Below are 15,406 nucleotides of genomic sequence, written 5' to 3'. Positions count from 1 at the left end.
ATTATACATGTTCATTATAAGAAATAGACTCAAATAATTGACCAAATACAGGTATTAGTTTAGTTACATACCAATTTACGTCAGTTATACTGTTATAACTTTCTACATCAAGGACTTTTCGATTGATATCAGGACTCATAAGTATGGTACCATTCTCTTCAATTAAAAATGTTCCCCCTACATCAGTATCTTTCCAAGTCATTGCCACTCCAATTAATTCTTTTTGATTATCCTTTATGACTAAAATCTTTAGTAACTCCTCTAGAGGAATTGATTTATTCTGCCAATTAAAGTAATTATCATCTCCAATCGGTAGATAAGTTACTTTTCCTTGATCGTTATAAGACCAACCGAAATCTTCGAGTTTGCGAAGAATAGACATTCTTGAGATTTGCTTTGATAAACTTATTTCAATGGATATTGAAACAGACATGCAAAATCCCCCTTATCTTTAATCTAAAAATCCCTTGAATCCAATCCCTTTTTTAGTTAGCCAATCTTTGATCTGCTGAGGTATTTTCGTGTTTGAATACAAGTAATTTATAAATTGCGGCATCTGCGCGATAGCCATAAGATCGGTGTCGATCTTCATCTTTTTAGCTGGTGATATGATAATTCTCATCGTGCTAATCCATCCTTAATCTCCGTTTTTTTTGTCGTTATCCATTGTTCAGGATTGGACAGGCGAATCCAATGGTGAAGCATAATATCTTCTTTTGTCTTAGTAAGTATGATTGCTTTATTCATTCGGATTAGGCGTCAGCTGAATCCATTCATCTGTATAGTTGTAGATATATTCCTGCGGATTGTCCTTGAATTTGACGACAACAGGATACATCGGCATTTTGCTTCGCCGAGCGGTGATGCTTATAATCGTGTTCTCATCTATTCCTTTCTCGGCGGTTAAATATGTTCTCAAATCATCCTCCAGCTTCTTCATGTCACTCTTATAAGAGCCATACCATGAAAAAGAAGCAATGACCACTACTACCAGTATAACTAAGGAGGTCTTTAGCAACTTCATTTTGCTCACCCTAACTTTAATTTATATTCTAATGATCCGAAATTCACCAAACTGATTGAACCCGCTTATTTGGAATAGGCCCTTGCTACTATATCAGATCAAAACTTGTCAATATGCTATTACCTGAAGTTGGGTCGATATTCTCATGAGTCACCATGATCTGTTTTGTTATGATTATAAATAAAATGTATTAAAATTAATAGAGTATAAGAGAAAGGGTGTCGCTTCTTATGTTTATTGTTCAACTACTGCTCGCTCTCGCACTTTTGGGCGGTTCAGACAGCTCCAATGATGCCACATCTACACAACTGGAAGTCAATCCGTTACAGCCTCACCCTGCATATTCTGAACTTGTCTTGGAATCCAGTTTAAAGCCTTTCCGTTCTGAACTAACATACAAAGGACTTGAACCAGACTATAATCAATTTGAGCAGGCCGCTAAAATTCTTCAGGACAAGCTTTTGGAAAGCGCACTACCACCGCTTCTATCCAAATCCGGAGATACAGGTACATTTGATTACGGCGGACAATTAAAATTGTTAAAAACTGTCCCTCTGAAGCAAAGTATTGAATTCGGCCCATTAACTATTCATATGATGGATGCTCAATTATTAGAGGCTAGTGATATTCCAGATGATACCCGTAAAAACATTTCTATTCTGAATCAAGAAGATATCGGTCCTAATATAACTTATATCAAAATCATCTACAGTGTGGAAAATACAACGGATCAAAATATCGGATTTTACGGTTTGAATTCCATCCATCCAAACACAGGTAAACCTATCTCAGCAGATCGTAATTTCATGAGAAAACCCTATGTTTATCATCAATATGACGGCGTAGTCATGGATAATATGGGCTATGGTTTAGTATATACAGATGACCCCGACAAGCTGGAATCCATTGAATTGGTTTTCAATAGAATCTATGACTATGACACTGGAGAAACCATTGTAGAGCCTACTTCATTAAATATCCCTTTCACGTTCCAGAAGTAATATTAAACTTATATTTGCTTCAATTTTAAGATACCATTTTTCCACGATATAATAATTATTAAACCCCGGCCATGTACCTGCAGATGAGCAGCATACAGCCGGGGTTCCTTGTTGTATTAAGAAAATACATTTGTTCTATCTATAAACTCAAACTATCCTATCTCGTAAAATCATGCTGCCCAATCGTTAGCAACGTCGGCCTGCTCTTACTCCACACCGAAGTGGCAATCTTCGGATTGTAATAATAGAGTGCTCCGTTCGTCGGATCAGCGCCATTCAATGCCTTACGAGCAGCCCTGTAAGAAGTCTGGGTTGGCTTGGTATTAAACTGCCCATCATCTATAGCCGTGAATTGCCCTTTCTGGAAAATAACCTTCGAAATAGACGACGGGAATTCACTCGAATGTACCCGATTCAACACAACCGCTCCTACAGCGACTTGCCCTTCAAAAGACTCCCCGCGCGCTTCACCGTGGATCAGCTTCGCCAACTGGCGCAGCGTCTCGCCCTCGGCTTTGGCCTTTTTGTTCAGCCTATTCAGTGTCGCCGGACCTGCAACTCCATCTGCACTTAGTCCCTGCGCCTGCTGGAACTTGCGGACAGCACCTTTGGTGATGGTACCATAATATCCAGTCATTCCGGCGTCGAAGTACCCCAGATCGCTTAATTGCTCCTGCAATTGCAGCACATGCTCGCTACGAACGCCTTGTTCCAGCTTCTGTGCTCCCGCTGAAGGAGCTGCCACGGTTAATCCCAGAGTCAATGCGCAGGCACCGAGAAGCATGCTGACCCGCCCTGCTCTTTTGCCAGCCGTGTTCCCCTTCCCATGAGTGAATTTCCGACTGACAGTGATAGGTTCCATGTTGTCAGCAAACGTTAATTGATCCAGCCCCTCATTTGTGCTATCAACTGTAGTCCGTTCATTACTGATCATATGGCTTCCCACCTTCATCTCTTTCATCTCACTCACGCTATCTAATTCACTTATCATATTCTTTTCAATGATTTCATTCGGTTGATCCATTCCAATATTATTCTTCATCATTCCATTAACCTCCACTTTTCTGAATCCAGATCCCACATCTTCCTCCTGAATCCTCACGGTTGGACATCCCGAGTGTCATTATAGGATATAGAAAAAATGAAGTCTATCGGACCGATGACGCAGTGAAAAAACGACGCTGAACATAACAAAAAGAGGCATGAGCCCATGGTCACACCATGGTCATGCCCCTTCTTGTATCAACCATATACCGCTTGTCCAACCCATCATTTCCATAGGCAGGCAGACCCGTACAAAAGTTGCGCCTGAATTTATTGACAATTACTCGGCCAGCTCCTGACCCTTCGTTTCCCGGCCCCAGAACAGTACAGCTGCTGCGCCAATGAGGATTGTCACGAAGAAAATCGTGAAAATCAGGCTGATTGCCACTTCGCGTTGAACCAGCATACCGACCATTAATGGGGCAAGTACACCACCGATCCGACCAACCGATGTGGCAAGTCCAACACCTGTCGAACGAACGGAAGTCGGATACAATTCCGGGCTGTAGGCGTACAGACCACCCCAGGCTCCCAGATTGAAGAAGGAAAGACAGATTCCTGCGGTCAGGATCGTGGCTTCCGTTGTAGCCAATCCAAACGCAATCGCACTGAATGCAGTCAAGGTAAGGTACACAACCAGTACGAACTTGCGCCCGTAACGTTCAATGAAGTACGCTGCTGTGAAGTAACCTGGCAACTGTGCAATCGTCATGATCAGCACGTATTGGAAGCTTTTAACCAACGTGAATCCTTTTGCCATCACAACCGAAGGTAGCCACAGAAACATTCCATAATAAGAGAAAATGACGGTAAACCACAAAATCCAGAGCATCAACGTTGTACGGCGATGTGGTGCTGACCAGACGGTAGCCACTTTCTCGCGGAACGTGATTTTATGAAGCTTGGTATGATTCTTGTACCGCGGCGGGTCCTGAATGGCACGACGCAGATACAGTGCATAGAACGCCGGAAGCGCACCAATGGCAAAAGCAATTCTCCATCCGTACTCCGGGATAACAAAGTTGGCAATGAGTGCTGATACAATCCAGCCCCCTGCCCAGAAACTTTCCAATAATACAACGGCACGTCCCCGTTCCGCTGTAGGCATCGACTCCGATACCAGTGTGGATGCCACGGGCAACTCTCCGCCAAGTCCGATACCCGCAACCAGGCGCAGTGCACACAATACGGCGAATCCGGTCGCCAGTGCAGATAGACCGCTTGCAATCGTAAAGATTAACAAGGTCCACATCAGAATGGCCTTCCGTCCAAAACGGTCCGCAAGTGCACCTGCAAGCAACGCACCTAATGCCATACCGATGGAGTTAATACTCGTAAGCACACCGACTTGTCCGGGACTGAGACTCCATTCCTTGGCGAGTGCAGCCACGATAAAGGAGATCATACCCACTTCCATCGCATCAAACAGCCAGCTCATGCCGGCACTGAACAGCAGCTTGCGCTGCTTGGGATTCCGCAATACTTCCAGTTTGCTCATCACTTATAGCTCCCTTGATCTCTATGTAGTCATTCTGACACTAAATCATTATTATGCAGAATGCTCCAGAAATCAATGCAAAATAAGCTTTTCCTTCCGATTTCTGCGATACCTTACCCCTTGAGTGAACCCGCTGTCAGACCTGCTACAAAGTAACGCTGGAGTAGAAGGAACAACGCAATCATCGGAATGGCCGTTACCAGCACACCTGTAAGCATCATCGGGTAGTTCGTCACGTATTCCCCGCGGAACTGCATAAGCGCGAGCGGTAAAGTGAGCTTGGACTTACTGCTGAGCATCAGCATCGGAATAAGCAAGTCATTCCAGACCATGACGAGCAGGAACGTAGCCGTTGCCGCCAGCGAAGGTGCAGCCAGTGGCAGTGCAATCCGCGTATAGAGTCTCCATTCGCTGGCCCCATCCATACTGCCCGCTTCCAGAATCTCCGAATTGAGCATGCGCATGAAACCTGTCAGCATAAATACTGAGACAGGCATCAGCATAGCCGCGGATACGACAATCAGGCCCGTGAGACTGTCCGACCAGCCGAGGGTACGCGTAAGGGAATAGATCGGCAGCATACTCACCTGGGATGGAACGATCAACCCTGCTACGAACAGAGCAAACACGATTTTTCCTACACTGCCGCCCCAGCGGACAATGGCGTAAGCAATCATGCTACTCAGCAATAACTCAATGGCAACCGTACCAAGCGTCACGACCAGACTGTTTCCGAAATATTGCCACATCGGCTGATTGCGAAACATGCCAGTGATGTTATCCCACGTAAACGGGTCCGGCCAGCTGAATGGACTGGTGAAGAAGTTGCTGCTTGTTTTGAACGAGGATACAAATACAAAGTACAGCGGCACGAGGATAAGTAGCGCGTACACCAATAGGATCAGGCGATTGAACCATTTTAAAAACATGTGAACTCCCTTCTGCCTCGATTGCAGGATGAATGCTCCAACATCAACCTCAATAGCTTACCCGGTCGGCACGCAGTGCCTTGAACTGCAACAGCGTCAAGAGCGCGAGCAACACCAGGAAGATCATGGAACCGGCAGAAGCCAGACCAAATGAATAGCTGCCAAAGGCGGTATGATAGATATATGTTGTCAAAATTTCAGTTGCGTAGTTCGGTCCTCCGTCCGTCATTGTGAAAATGAGGTCAAATGCCTTGAACGACTGAATGGTCGTATAGGCCACAACAATCGTTGCCGAAGGTGCCAGCAGTGGCCAAGTCACGGTACGGAATACCTGCCATTTGCTGCCGCCGTCCATACGAGCCGCTTCATACAGTTCTGCCGGAATACCTTGCAGACCCGCGATAAATACAATCATCATCTGTCCAGCATGGGCCCATACCTGTACCGCAGCGATGGAATAGATGGCGATTTTGGGATCTCCAATCCAGTTACGAGCAATGCTGCTCATCCCAGCTTCATTCAGTCCATAGTTGATCAATCCAATGGATGGATCATACATAAATGCCCAGATCAGTCCAACCGATACGGAGGACAGAATCGCAGGCAGGAAATACAAGGCCCGAAGCACAATGCGTGTCTTGGTATTACGTACCAAGAGCAGAGCCAGGACAAGTGAAATAAAGGTTTGTGCAATAACAACCGTTAACATGAACTCCACGTTGTTGCCAAAGGCTTTGCGGAATACGATGCTGCTGAGACTGTCCTTGTAATTATCCAGCCCTACAAATGCATACGACGGGGATACCCCATCCCAGTCCGTAAAGGAATAGAACAGCCCCGTCAATGTAGGAAATACGAACAATCCAACATACAGCAGCAACCCAGGGATCAGAAACAGGGATAGCTGAAGACGGTTTTTCATCGTTTATTTCCCGATATGCTGATCAATGATCGCTTGTGCCTGCTGTGCTGCTTCTTCCGGAGAAGTGCCGCTCAGTACAGCCTGAATGGAGTTGGTTACTGCTTTTTGATTATCTCCGTTCAGGATGGTGAACCGTGGCTGGAACACGGTCTTTTTGGTTGCCCATTCTCCGGCTACCTGAAGCTCAGGCGTATCGTACTTCACATCATTCACCGTTACATTTTGTCCCGTTTGGTTGGCATAGTCACTCGCTACATCGGGATTGCTAAGGAATTCGAGGAACTTCTTCGCTTCTTCCGGATGTTTTGACTTGCTGTTCACCGCGAGCATGAACGTAGTAGTATGCACTCCTTCATACTTCGCTTGATCTGCACTTACTGTAATCGGTGCAAGCAGTTTTTGCTCCAGATTAGGATTCTGCTGCTTGTTCTGTGCCAATTGATATGATCCGCTCGCCAGCATGGCTGCTTTCTCTTGAATAAACAGCGCTCCAGCCGCAGGGTCTTTCGTACCCAGTGCATCCTGCTGGAAGTAACCTTTATCGTTCAGTTCCTTGATTTGAGTCAACGTTTTCACCCAAAACTCATCCGTCAGTTTGGCTTCGCCCGCTTCTACTTTGGTAAAAATGTCGTCACTCGGTGCATTGTTCATCACCATTGTATTCATGAATTGCCCTGGGCCAATGTCCGCTCCGGCAAAGGCAATCGGAATGATGCCATTGTCTTTCAGCTTCTGGCAAAGGGCCAGAAAGCCTTCCCAATCGGTCGGCGGCGTCAAGCCGTATTGTTCAAACAGCTTTACATTATAAATTGGATCGTTATATACGAGTTGATACGGGATCGCATATTGTTTGCCATCATGCTGTCCTGCTTCAATCAGCTTTGGATTGTAGGCCGACAGGAACGATGATCCGGTCAGATCCGTGAACAAGCCGGCTTTGGTGAAAGCTTCGAACTGTGCACCTGGGAAGGAGGCAAATACATCTCCTACCGAACCGTCACTGATTTTGGATTGTACGGTGGATTGGTATTGATCGGAGGGCAGTGTCTGCATCTCCACGTTGATGTTCGGGTTTTCTTTTTCAAATGCGTCAATAGTCTTGTTGAGTGCTTCCACATCTTCTCCACGCCAGTGCATGAAGCTGATCGTAACTTTACCTGAACCCGAGGAGCCGTTCTCTCCAGATGACGCGTTATCCCCACCGCCGCAAGCTGACAGCAGGATGGACATCACCAGCATACTGACAAGCGGCAGGATCAATTTTTTATTTTTTTTCATGAAAGACGACCTCCTGAGGATGATTAATGTAAGTTGCACGAAAGTTTTTACACGGGGCACTCCGAGTGCAGTACCATCTTCCGATCGCTGTTATCCCCGGATTTCTTTGAATCATTTCTTTCAATGGTTAAAATCCGGGTATAAAGGCAAGATGATGCTTACGAAGTAGCTTTCTTTCAGAAAGCTTTTAGCTTCGCTTCTTCAGATCGGTTCTGCCCTCTCCGTTAAAGTGTAAAAAAAGGGCTCTTACTTTAGTTGGTAGTAACTTAGTTAGTAGTAACTGAGTGTTGCTTCTGTCTTGTTTTCCATTTCTCGCGAATGATGGGCATCACGGTCCGGCCGAAAATTTCGGCCTCTTCCAGATGCGGGTAACCGGACAGAATGAAGGTGGTCACGCCCAGATCTCCATATTCCATCAAACGCTCTGCCACCTGTTCGGCTGTACCTACAATGAGAATCGCACCGCCGGAACGCACAACGGACAAGCCTGTCCACAGGTTAGGACCTACAACAAACTGCTGCTTCTCTGACAGTTCACGTAACTCGTTCTGTCTGCGTTGGTTGGTTGCATCCGTCTCGGCAAAAGCGGCTTTGGCTTTCTCAATCGCTTCTGGTGGTACTTTGCTAATAATCTCCCAAGCTGCTGCCCATGCTTCTTCTTCGGTATCCCGAATGAGTACCTGAGCACGCATGCCGTAACGGAGCTGACGATCTTGTCCCGTTTCCTCTTTCACCTGCTGACGAATGACCTCAATCTCTTCGATCTGCTCCTGAATCCAGTCATGAGGCTCGCCCCACATGAGGAACGTATCCGCATGTTCAACAGCGACCTTTTTCGCAATCGGAGAACTTCCTCCCAGATAGAATGGTGGATGCGGATTTTGCACCGTCTCCGGCATGCCTACCGGTCCTTTGAAGTTGTAATACTGGCCGTTGAATTCAGGATTGGGATCACTGGATGCATCTGCACCAGATTTTGAACCATTTCCGGCAAACTCCGTCAGATTCAGTCCCGTCGATTGGGTCCATGAACGCTTCATGACTTCCATATACTCGCTCGCCCGCACATACCGCTCATCATGCGCATGTGCCAGTGGATCGCCGAGTTCCTCCAGATCTCGAACAGAACTGCCTGTCACCACATTGATCATGGCGCGACCACCAGAGAGCTGATCCAGTGCCGCTCCCATTCGTGCAGCGAGTACGGGTGTAACCAATCCCGGGCGAATGGCGACAAGGGGACGCAATGTCTTTGTGTGACTCATCACAGCTGAGCCGACCACCCACGCGTCCAGACAGGCTCCCCCTGTAGGAATCAGTACAAATTCGAATCCTGCCTTCTCCGCCGTCTGTGCCACATCGACCAGATAATCCAAACTTGGCTCCCGCTCCGGGGCAACCCCTACATACTTACCATCCCCTGCTGTAGGCAAAAACCATCCAAACTTCATCTCTTCGTGTTCGCTCACAAAAGTCAATCCCTTCTATGAATAAATAAAGTCTCATGTTAAAAAAAGTTACTGTTACGCCTCCTTGACGTTCCGGGTACGAATCGTTCTTTCGATCACTGTTATCCTTGAATTTTTTGATTCTCCTTTTTTAAAGGTAAAAATTCTAGGATAAAGGCGACCGCTTCGCTTCTTCAGAATCGATTTCGTCCCCTCCACTACGTTGGCATCTCTTGAAACTTATTTTAAAGTGCGCCTAATTTCTGATCATTTTATTCGTATGAAAGCTCCAAATACCGATTAATTAACTTGGTTTAATAGGTATGGACATCATAACAATTGATTTGTCTGTGAGCAATGTCATTTCGCGGCAATTTTATTTTGTCATTTTGTGGTCTTTTCTCAGATTTAGGTCTTCCTGATCTTGAATATATATAAAACCCACCTGTATAATAGGTTTAAATACATGTTCAAAAAGTCTGGTTTTCAGTACCGAGAAGATGGAATGAAGCTAGAAATGGAGTAGTGGAGCGTAGGAAAACTACGTGAGCAACCACAATTTTTCCAAAGGAAACATACTTCGTAAGCCTCCCGCTTATTTCGGCTGAATTTCAGCTTCGATGTTGATGATGCCACTAGGCATGATTCGTAATCAAAAGTGGACTTTTTGAACTACATCTGTAAGCGAAACTTTTGGAATGTACAAACGATACTTATACAATAAAGAGGTGTTCCTGATGACCGAGAGCATGAAGGAGGACCACCATGAGTTTTTGGATATTATTTTCTTCACTCCATCTGAATTCGAGAAAGCTGGTGGCGCCTGGCCGATCCGCATCGGCCGTAATATAGCCAAGACCAACTATCATATTGGCCCGCGCACTACACCTTATTATTATTTGCTATTTGTGCTGGAGGGGGAAGGTACATTCATACAGAACGGACAGCGTCACGCCCTTCGTGCCAGGGATGCGTTCTGTCTGTTTCCACATGTTACCCATGAGTACTGGACGGACCCCGAGGATACGTTGCAGAAAATATTTATTGCCTTTGATGGTGCACATGCAGCCGAACTGCTTTCCCGAATTGGACTTACACCCGACTCACCATACCGTTCAGGTGTACTGACCCCGGAGACCGCAAGTGCCATGCGCGCATTTATGGAGGATGTTCGCAAACCGCAGGACGGAGCGAGTGATCTAGGACGACTAACCCGGTTTTTAACTCTATTCGACCGAATTGCCCGCTCCCCCGCTACCAAAGGATTGCAACCGGATTCAGCCACACCCTGGCTCCAGAAAGGCAAGGAATACATGGACATTCATTTTGCAGGCGGCATCTCCGTGGAAGGTGTGTCCGCTCATGCGGGTGTGGATCGAACCCATTTTGCCAAACAGTTCCGCAAAGCCTATGGTCTGTCCCCTGTGCAATATATCCAACAATTGAAAATGAATCAGGCGAAACGTCTACTCGTGCAGACGCCGCTAAGCTTAACTGAAGTGGCTCATTCCGTAGGTTACCCGGACTTGTTCTCCTTCTCTAAAGCGTTCAAAAAGCAAGTCGGTCTGCCGCCCAATCGCTATCGCACAGCGGAGAGCAGTAAAGAGTAAGTCCATAAAGAAAAGTGGAATCTGTTTATTGATATAGCTAGAAACAATCAAAGGCAAGTTCCTTCGATCATTTGACCGTGGACTTGCCTTATTTTTTGAACTATTTAATTGTAATTAACGCTCCTACATATATGTTAGCAACACTAAACAATATGTGTATATAAGAAAAATGAATATAACCTACATAAATGAAACAAAATTCAAGTTTAGGAGTTACAGATGGTAGATTCACATTTCATTCATATGTATAAAATAAGTTCCTGTGCGTCTCAACTATAGGAGATTCGTTTTCGTTCAGAACTACCCTGTATAAATAGTTGAGACAATAACGAAACACAAATTGGTGCTTAGTAATTTAAAGGAAAAATTTTACTGAAAGTATTTAGATCGATTTTCTGAACTAAAGTAAGAAAATAAATTCCTGAGGTTCTCCCTTAATTACAGAAACATTTAAGGGATCTCCCCCTAATAAAGTGGTATCCCTTTAAAAAATCTGAATTCACTTAAAAACACATATGCCAGCACAATAAATTACATTATAAAAAAAATAATCGCTACTTTAATCTGTACTATATTTGTATAATTCGCTATTTTTCCCTTCTTTGTGACTTTCAATGGGTAAGAAAAAAAAGTGAATTTTGCTATATTTCAAATATTTTATCTAGTTCATAGGCTCTTGATACTTTGGATTGTCACTTGAAGAGCTGAACTGTTCAATATTCCCGTCTTTGAAAATGATGTATTGATACTTATCATTAGGCTCGTCAGCGAATGTTACGGCAGCACCATAAGGAGCTTCTGAGCTTTTGAAGGAATACGTGCCGGATATATCTTTAAGCTCCTCAGGTGAATAGCCTTTTTGTTGAATTAAATAGGCTCTCACTTTCTCTTCAGCATCATTTTTTTTGATTGGATTACCAAATAAACTTAAATATCCCCATCCTGATATAACTACAACTAACGCTAGAATAGATAGCAAACTGATTTTAATTCTTTTAGTCATATAAAGTCCTCCTATTATGAGAGTTGAAACTAGAAATAATTCACAGTTAAGCCCCAAAGGGAGCTTAACTGTGAATATAAGAAAATTAATCTCTGTTTTACCACCTAAATCAAGGGTTTATTTGGAGGTATGAGCTGTGAACGTTGAGTAAGTGCAGGCTATTATGATATGGTAATATTTATCCCCCAACTAATTGTCTTATGTAAAAAAAACCTCCTGAGCTACAGACGCAAGGAACGAATTCCTTTTGCTCAGAAGGGATAGATAAATAACGTTGAAACTCCTCTTGTATGTTGCAGCTATATGCCTTGCTTATAGAATTATCGCTTACAACTATTCCTTCTCCTCATTCTTGCGCGCAAGCGGAATACCGTTCTCCTTTGCATACCATGCTTCATAATGATGCACAGCTACACCTGCAAATGAAGAATGAGAGGTACCGAGATCGAACACCTTTGCCATCTCTTCATTCATGTTGCTAACCGGTTTACGGAAAAAGGTCAGGTGATCCCCCTCGTGTGTATCCGCGAGTTCCGCTCCGATCCAGACTTTCTTGCCGAGATCATCCGCTTCGTCCAGTTCTTCCTTGGACAGATCATACATCTGCTGCCCACTATCCCGGTAAGCCATAATGGCCACCGCATCAAAGTGGGAGATCACCCAGCGACTGAATGTACCTCCTTCAGCCGACTGACGGGCATCAAGCCAGAACGGAATGGCAGCGCTCATGTACAGTCCGGCATCCTCGCCGGCTTTTGTCCAGGCCTTCATGTTGTTCTGCCACTCTGCAATGACGCTGCTCTCCTCGTCCTCCCAGCGCTTCAACTGATACGGCTCCACATCCAGTTGAATGCCTTCGAAGCGTTCATTCTTGGCCGAAGCTGCATTGTATGCTCTTACTCGCTCGATAAAAGCAAGTCCTTCATCCCGCTTCTCCTCATAGGCCCAGTCTGCATGACCGTTAAGTCCATGCACTTCAATCTCAGCCTGTCGGGCAGCCGCAATGAATTTGCGGTATGTTGCGTCAGGCACCTCATCCTGGATTTGCAGGAAGATGGTATCCACGCCCTGTTCTTTGGAGAAAGCAATAATCTCAGGTGTCTGCTCTGCAATAATGGACGCGTCCCACAGCCAGGTCGCTTTGTGTTCCTCTGCCCAGAACCATTTGAACATCCAGGACAGAAGCAGCAGGCACAACACCACAGCCAGAATAGCCCATTTCGCCATACCCACCAGTTTGCCCCGTTGCCTCATATATTTCCTCAGACGAGCAACGCTTCACTTGGCTCAAGCACAGGATGCTGTACCGAGTGACCAATCTTGTAGATATGCGGATGTGTGTACGAACGGAACGCATTACGTGTATCCAGAATCGGCACACCCATCTCGGCAATATCAAAGTAAGGCAAATCGCTGTGGTTGGTGATCAGCACGATGCAATCGTACTTCTTGAACTGCTCCAGATTGAACGCTTCGCTGTGTACGGTCTCGCCATGTTTGTCCTGGAAGGAATCCGCATGTGGATCGTAGTAGCTTACGTTAGCTCCACTTTCCTTGAACAGTTCATATACTTCCAATCCTGGTGATTCACGCAGGTCGGCAATATTAGGCTTGTACGACATGCCGAGGAGCAGAATATTGGATTTACGTACGGATTTAGCGTATTCGTTCAGAATCGTTGACGTTTTGTTTAGCACATAATATGGCATGTTGTCATTGGTAGATTGCGCCAGCTCAATGAATTTGCTATAGAAACGGAAGCCTTTGGCCTTCCATGACAGGTACATCGGATCAAGCGGAATGCAGTGTCCACCGATGCCTGGGCCTGGATAGAATGGCATGAAACCAAATGGTTTCGTTGCCGCCGCGTCAATAACTTCCCAGATATCAATGCCCATACGGTCACACATCATCGCCATTTCATTTACAAAGGCAATGTTCACGCTGCGGAAAGTGTTCTCCAGCAGTTTGGACATCTCAGCCACTTTCGGCGAAGATACCGGTACTACGGTTTCTACATATTTTCCATATAGCGCTGTTCCGAGCTTCAGGCAGGCTTCAGTCGTGCCCCCAATTACTTTCGGCGTATTAAATGTTGTGAAACGTCCGTTCGACGGGTCCACACGCTCAGGCGAGAAGCAGAGGAAATAGTCTTTACCTGCTTCTTGTCCGATCTTGTCCAGCTGCTGCTGGATCAGTTCTTCGGTGGTACCTGGATAAGTGGTGCTTTCCAGGGTAATCAGCATGCCTGGTTTCATGTGCAGTTTGATCTGATCTACAACGGTCTCGATGTAAGACGTATCCGGGTCCTGATTCTCACTAAGCGGTGTCGGTACGCAGATACTGAGGGCGTCGATCACACGCAGCATGCTGTAATCTGTCGTTGGCTGGAAACGACCGCTTTGCATTACTTTTTTCAACTCATCAGACGAAATATCGTGAATATAGGAATCTCCTTGATAGATACTTTCTACTTTGGACGCATCCAGATCAATTCCGATTACCGTGAAACCTTGATTGACCATTTCCACGGCAAGTGGAAGTCCTACGTAACCGAGCCCGACAACGCCGAGTACAGCTTCTTTATTTTCAATCGCATTCAGTAATGTGTGGAATTGTTGATTCTCCATGATATTCCCTCCGGGCAGTGTATTTGGTGGTGCTTAAAATCCATATAAATAGATGAGTGTCTGTGCTCTAAATGTTGCTCTAATCTATCTGATTCATAGTGTAAAAAAGCTCTTACTTTGCACTTCACACAATCAGCTTATTCAAGCCGTCTTCTAATGCAGGCAGCGTCTGATTCGGGCATCCAGCTCTACAGGTGAGAACGGTTTGGTCATGTAATCATCGACTCCGCTGCGGAAACATTGACTAATCGTCTGCTCGACACGTTGTTCGGTCAACACGACAATTTTGGGAGGCTGCTCCATCTCCAGGTTCTGAATATGATGGATGAACGGCAGACCATCGATGCCATACAGATTCAGTTCGGTGAGCACCAGATCTGGTGTGACTTTCTCGATCAACTCCAGTGCAGCCAGTCCATCAACGGCTTCATAGGTTTCATATCCCTGCATTTTCAGACGCAGTTGCAGGAATTCGCGTACCGTAGGATCGTTATCCACAATCAAAATTCGTTCCGGCTCGTCCGCCGTATTGTCCAGCGTGTAGATATGAATCTCCGACGAATCTATGAGCTTCGAGGATTCAGCCATATGTTGAATGGTTGCCTTCGAAGGGCGCTCCCCTTCCGGAAAACTGGCCAGTGTAATCTGTGGATCGGCACCGGGCACAGTCTCTTGCAACTCATGTTTGATCCGAAGTCCTTCATAATGAACTTCATCCAGTGACAACCCTGGCAGCAGGACGGCAATCGCCTGGGTAGCCCCATCCTTCCACACCTGGAAGGCAGACTCACTCGTTTGCTCCAGATGTGTCCTGACCTGCTGCTCAGGTTGAGAGTTTCCTGCACAATGGATGAACATTAAGCCGCATGTTTCGGCACCCGTTTCCTTCAATCCCTGTTCTACACTTCGGTACACATTAACGGCAGCCTCACGCTGCAATGTCGCCGTATTTGGCATGTTCTTTTCCACCCTTCTCCTCGATTATCTATATAAGTCCAAAAAATATTATTTACACTGAC

Annotated in this window: 15 protein-coding genes; 2 read left to right on the top strand and 13 right to left on the bottom strand. The window is 45.6% G+C overall.

Translation table 11 applies throughout. The features are described from left to right. Position 1 precedes the first annotated feature (1 nt). The 3 genes from MKY28_RS05965 to MKY28_RS05955 all read right to left on the bottom strand — a co-directional run bounded on the left by MKY28_RS05965 (position 2) and on the right by MKY28_RS05955 (position 1,024). Positions 2–433, bottom strand: a complete 432-nt coding sequence (locus MKY28_RS05965; RefSeq protein WP_340935308.1) for a hypothetical protein — start codon at positions 431–433, stop codon at positions 2–4. Positions 434–618: 185 nt separating this feature from the next. Beyond that, positions 619–747, bottom strand: a complete 129-nt coding sequence (locus MKY28_RS05960) for a hypothetical protein (RefSeq protein ID WP_340935307.1) — start codon at positions 745–747, stop codon at positions 619–621. Next, positions 740–1,024, bottom strand: a complete 285-nt coding sequence (locus MKY28_RS05955) for a DUF3139 domain-containing protein (protein WP_339782812.1) — start codon at positions 1,022–1,024, stop codon at positions 740–742. The genes MKY28_RS05960 and MKY28_RS05955 overlap by 8 nt, the downstream gene beginning before the upstream one ends. Positions 1,025–1,254: 230 nt before the next feature. Between MKY28_RS05955 and MKY28_RS05950 the strand changes: the two genes are divergently transcribed. Continuing rightward, positions 1,255–2,025: a hypothetical protein gene (locus MKY28_RS05950; RefSeq protein WP_340935306.1), complete on the top strand. Its 771-nt coding sequence runs from the start codon at positions 1,255–1,257 to the stop codon at positions 2,023–2,025. 157 nt (positions 2,026–2,182) lie between these two features. On the opposite strand, the gene MKY28_RS05945 is transcribed toward MKY28_RS05950, so the two are convergent. The 6 genes from MKY28_RS05945 to MKY28_RS05920 all read right to left on the bottom strand — a co-directional run bounded on the left by MKY28_RS05945 (position 2,183) and on the right by MKY28_RS05920 (position 9,147). Further along, positions 2,183–3,070: a cell wall hydrolase gene (locus MKY28_RS05945; RefSeq protein WP_340935304.1), complete on the bottom strand. Its 888-nt coding sequence runs from the start codon at positions 3,068–3,070 to the stop codon at positions 2,183–2,185. Positions 3,071–3,349: 279 nt separating this feature from the next. Further along, a complete protein-coding gene (locus MKY28_RS05940; RefSeq protein WP_036614537.1) occupies positions 3,350–4,567 on the bottom strand; it encodes an MFS transporter in 1,218 nt (405 codons plus the stop codon). A gap of 113 nt (positions 4,568–4,680) precedes the next feature. Then, entirely contained in the window at positions 4,681–5,496 is an 816-nt protein-coding gene (locus MKY28_RS05935) for a carbohydrate ABC transporter permease (RefSeq protein WP_036674932.1), read from the bottom strand. A 49-nt stretch (positions 5,497–5,545) separates the two neighbouring features. Further along, positions 5,546–6,418 carry a carbohydrate ABC transporter permease gene (locus tag MKY28_RS05930; RefSeq protein ID WP_017687487.1) on the bottom strand — a complete coding sequence of 291 codons (873 nt, stop codon included), beginning with the start codon at positions 6,416–6,418 and terminating at the stop codon, positions 5,546–5,548. A gap of 3 nt (positions 6,419–6,421) precedes the next feature. Further along, complete coding sequence (locus MKY28_RS05925) at positions 6,422–7,696, bottom strand: ABC transporter substrate-binding protein (RefSeq protein WP_340935302.1); 1,275 nt, start codon at positions 7,694–7,696, stop codon at positions 6,422–6,424. 266 nt (positions 7,697–7,962) lie between these two features. Beyond that, positions 7,963–9,147 carry an LLM class flavin-dependent oxidoreductase gene (locus MKY28_RS05920; protein WP_340937844.1) on the bottom strand — a complete coding sequence of 395 codons (1,185 nt, stop codon included), beginning with the start codon at positions 9,145–9,147 and terminating at the stop codon, positions 7,963–7,965. A 734-nt stretch (positions 9,148–9,881) separates the two neighbouring features. Between MKY28_RS05920 and MKY28_RS05915 the strand changes: the two genes are divergently transcribed. Further along, positions 9,882–10,754 (top strand): helix-turn-helix transcriptional regulator, encoded by an 873-nt coding sequence (locus MKY28_RS05915; RefSeq protein ID WP_340935301.1) that lies wholly within the window; start codon positions 9,882–9,884, stop codon positions 10,752–10,754. 661 nt (positions 10,755–11,415) lie between these two features. Here MKY28_RS05915 and MKY28_RS05910 read toward each other — a convergent pair. The 4 genes from MKY28_RS05910 to MKY28_RS05895 form a co-directional block, all read right to left on the bottom strand. Next, on the bottom strand, positions 11,416–11,757 hold the full coding sequence (locus tag MKY28_RS05910) for a DUF3139 domain-containing protein (protein WP_340935298.1): 342 nt from the start codon (positions 11,755–11,757) through the stop codon (positions 11,416–11,418). A 333-nt stretch (positions 11,758–12,090) separates the two neighbouring features. Beyond that, positions 12,091–13,011 (bottom strand): hypothetical protein, encoded by a 921-nt coding sequence (locus MKY28_RS05905; protein ID WP_340935297.1) that lies wholly within the window; start codon positions 13,009–13,011, stop codon positions 12,091–12,093. Positions 13,012–13,019: 8 nt separating this feature from the next. Next, the gene (locus MKY28_RS05900; protein WP_036674926.1) at positions 13,020–14,387 is read right to left on the bottom strand and encodes a nucleotide sugar dehydrogenase; all 1,368 of its coding nucleotides are present in this window, start codon (positions 14,385–14,387) and stop codon (positions 13,020–13,022) included. A 153-nt stretch (positions 14,388–14,540) separates the two neighbouring features. Then, on the bottom strand, positions 14,541–15,344 hold the full coding sequence (locus tag MKY28_RS05895; protein WP_340905823.1) for a response regulator transcription factor: 804 nt from the start codon (positions 15,342–15,344) through the stop codon (positions 14,541–14,543). Between the last annotated feature and the right edge of the window lie 62 nt (positions 15,345–15,406).

Origin of the sequence: Paenibacillus sp. FSL R5-0473 (genome assembly GCF_038004565.1) — a bacterium.
GTDB lineage: Bacteria > Bacillota > Bacilli > Paenibacillales > Paenibacillaceae > Paenibacillus > Paenibacillus amylolyticus.
Note: the sequence above shows the minus strand (reverse complement) of the source record. Positions and strands in the feature narration are given on the sequence as shown.

Excerpts from the sequence above, each read along its gene's own strand:
- MKY28_RS05965 (WP_340935308.1), bottom strand. The coding sequence starts at position 433 with ATGTCTGTTTCAATATCCATTGAAATAAGTTTATCAAAGCAAATCTCA.
- MKY28_RS05960 (WP_340935307.1), bottom strand. The coding sequence starts at position 747 with ATGAATAAAGCAATCATACTTACTAAGACAAAAGAAGATATTATGCTT.
- MKY28_RS05955 (WP_339782812.1), bottom strand. The coding sequence starts at position 1,024 with ATGAAGTTGCTAAAGACCTCCTTAGTTATACTGGTAGTAGTGGTCATT.
- MKY28_RS05950 (WP_340935306.1), top strand. The coding sequence starts at position 1,255 with ATGTTTATTGTTCAACTACTGCTCGCTCTCGCACTTTTGGGCGGTTCA.
- MKY28_RS05945 (WP_340935304.1), bottom strand. The coding sequence starts at position 3,070 with ATGATGAAGAATAATATTGGAATGGATCAACCGAATGAAATCATTGAA.
- MKY28_RS05940 (WP_036614537.1), bottom strand. The coding sequence starts at position 4,567 with ATGAGCAAACTGGAAGTATTGCGGAATCCCAAGCAGCGCAAGCTGCTG.
- MKY28_RS05935 (WP_036674932.1), bottom strand. The coding sequence starts at position 5,496 with ATGTTTTTAAAATGGTTCAATCGCCTGATCCTATTGGTGTACGCGCTA.
- MKY28_RS05930 (WP_017687487.1), bottom strand. The coding sequence starts at position 6,418 with ATGAAAAACCGTCTTCAGCTATCCCTGTTTCTGATCCCTGGGTTGCTG.
- MKY28_RS05925 (WP_340935302.1), bottom strand. The coding sequence starts at position 7,696 with ATGAAAAAAAATAAAAAATTGATCCTGCCGCTTGTCAGTATGCTGGTG.
- MKY28_RS05920 (WP_340937844.1), bottom strand. The coding sequence starts at position 9,147 with ATGAAGTTTGGATGGTTTTTGCCTACAGCAGGGGATGGTAAGTATGTA.
- MKY28_RS05915 (WP_340935301.1), top strand. The coding sequence starts at position 9,882 with ATGACCGAGAGCATGAAGGAGGACCACCATGAGTTTTTGGATATTATT.
- MKY28_RS05910 (WP_340935298.1), bottom strand. The coding sequence starts at position 11,757 with ATGACTAAAAGAATTAAAATCAGTTTGCTATCTATTCTAGCGTTAGTT.
- MKY28_RS05905 (WP_340935297.1), bottom strand. The coding sequence starts at position 13,011 with ATGAGGCAACGGGGCAAACTGGTGGGTATGGCGAAATGGGCTATTCTG.
- MKY28_RS05900 (WP_036674926.1), bottom strand. The coding sequence starts at position 14,387 with ATGGAGAATCAACAATTCCACACATTACTGAATGCGATTGAAAATAAA.
- MKY28_RS05895 (WP_340905823.1), bottom strand. The coding sequence starts at position 15,344 with ATGCCAAATACGGCGACATTGCAGCGTGAGGCTGCCGTTAATGTGTAC.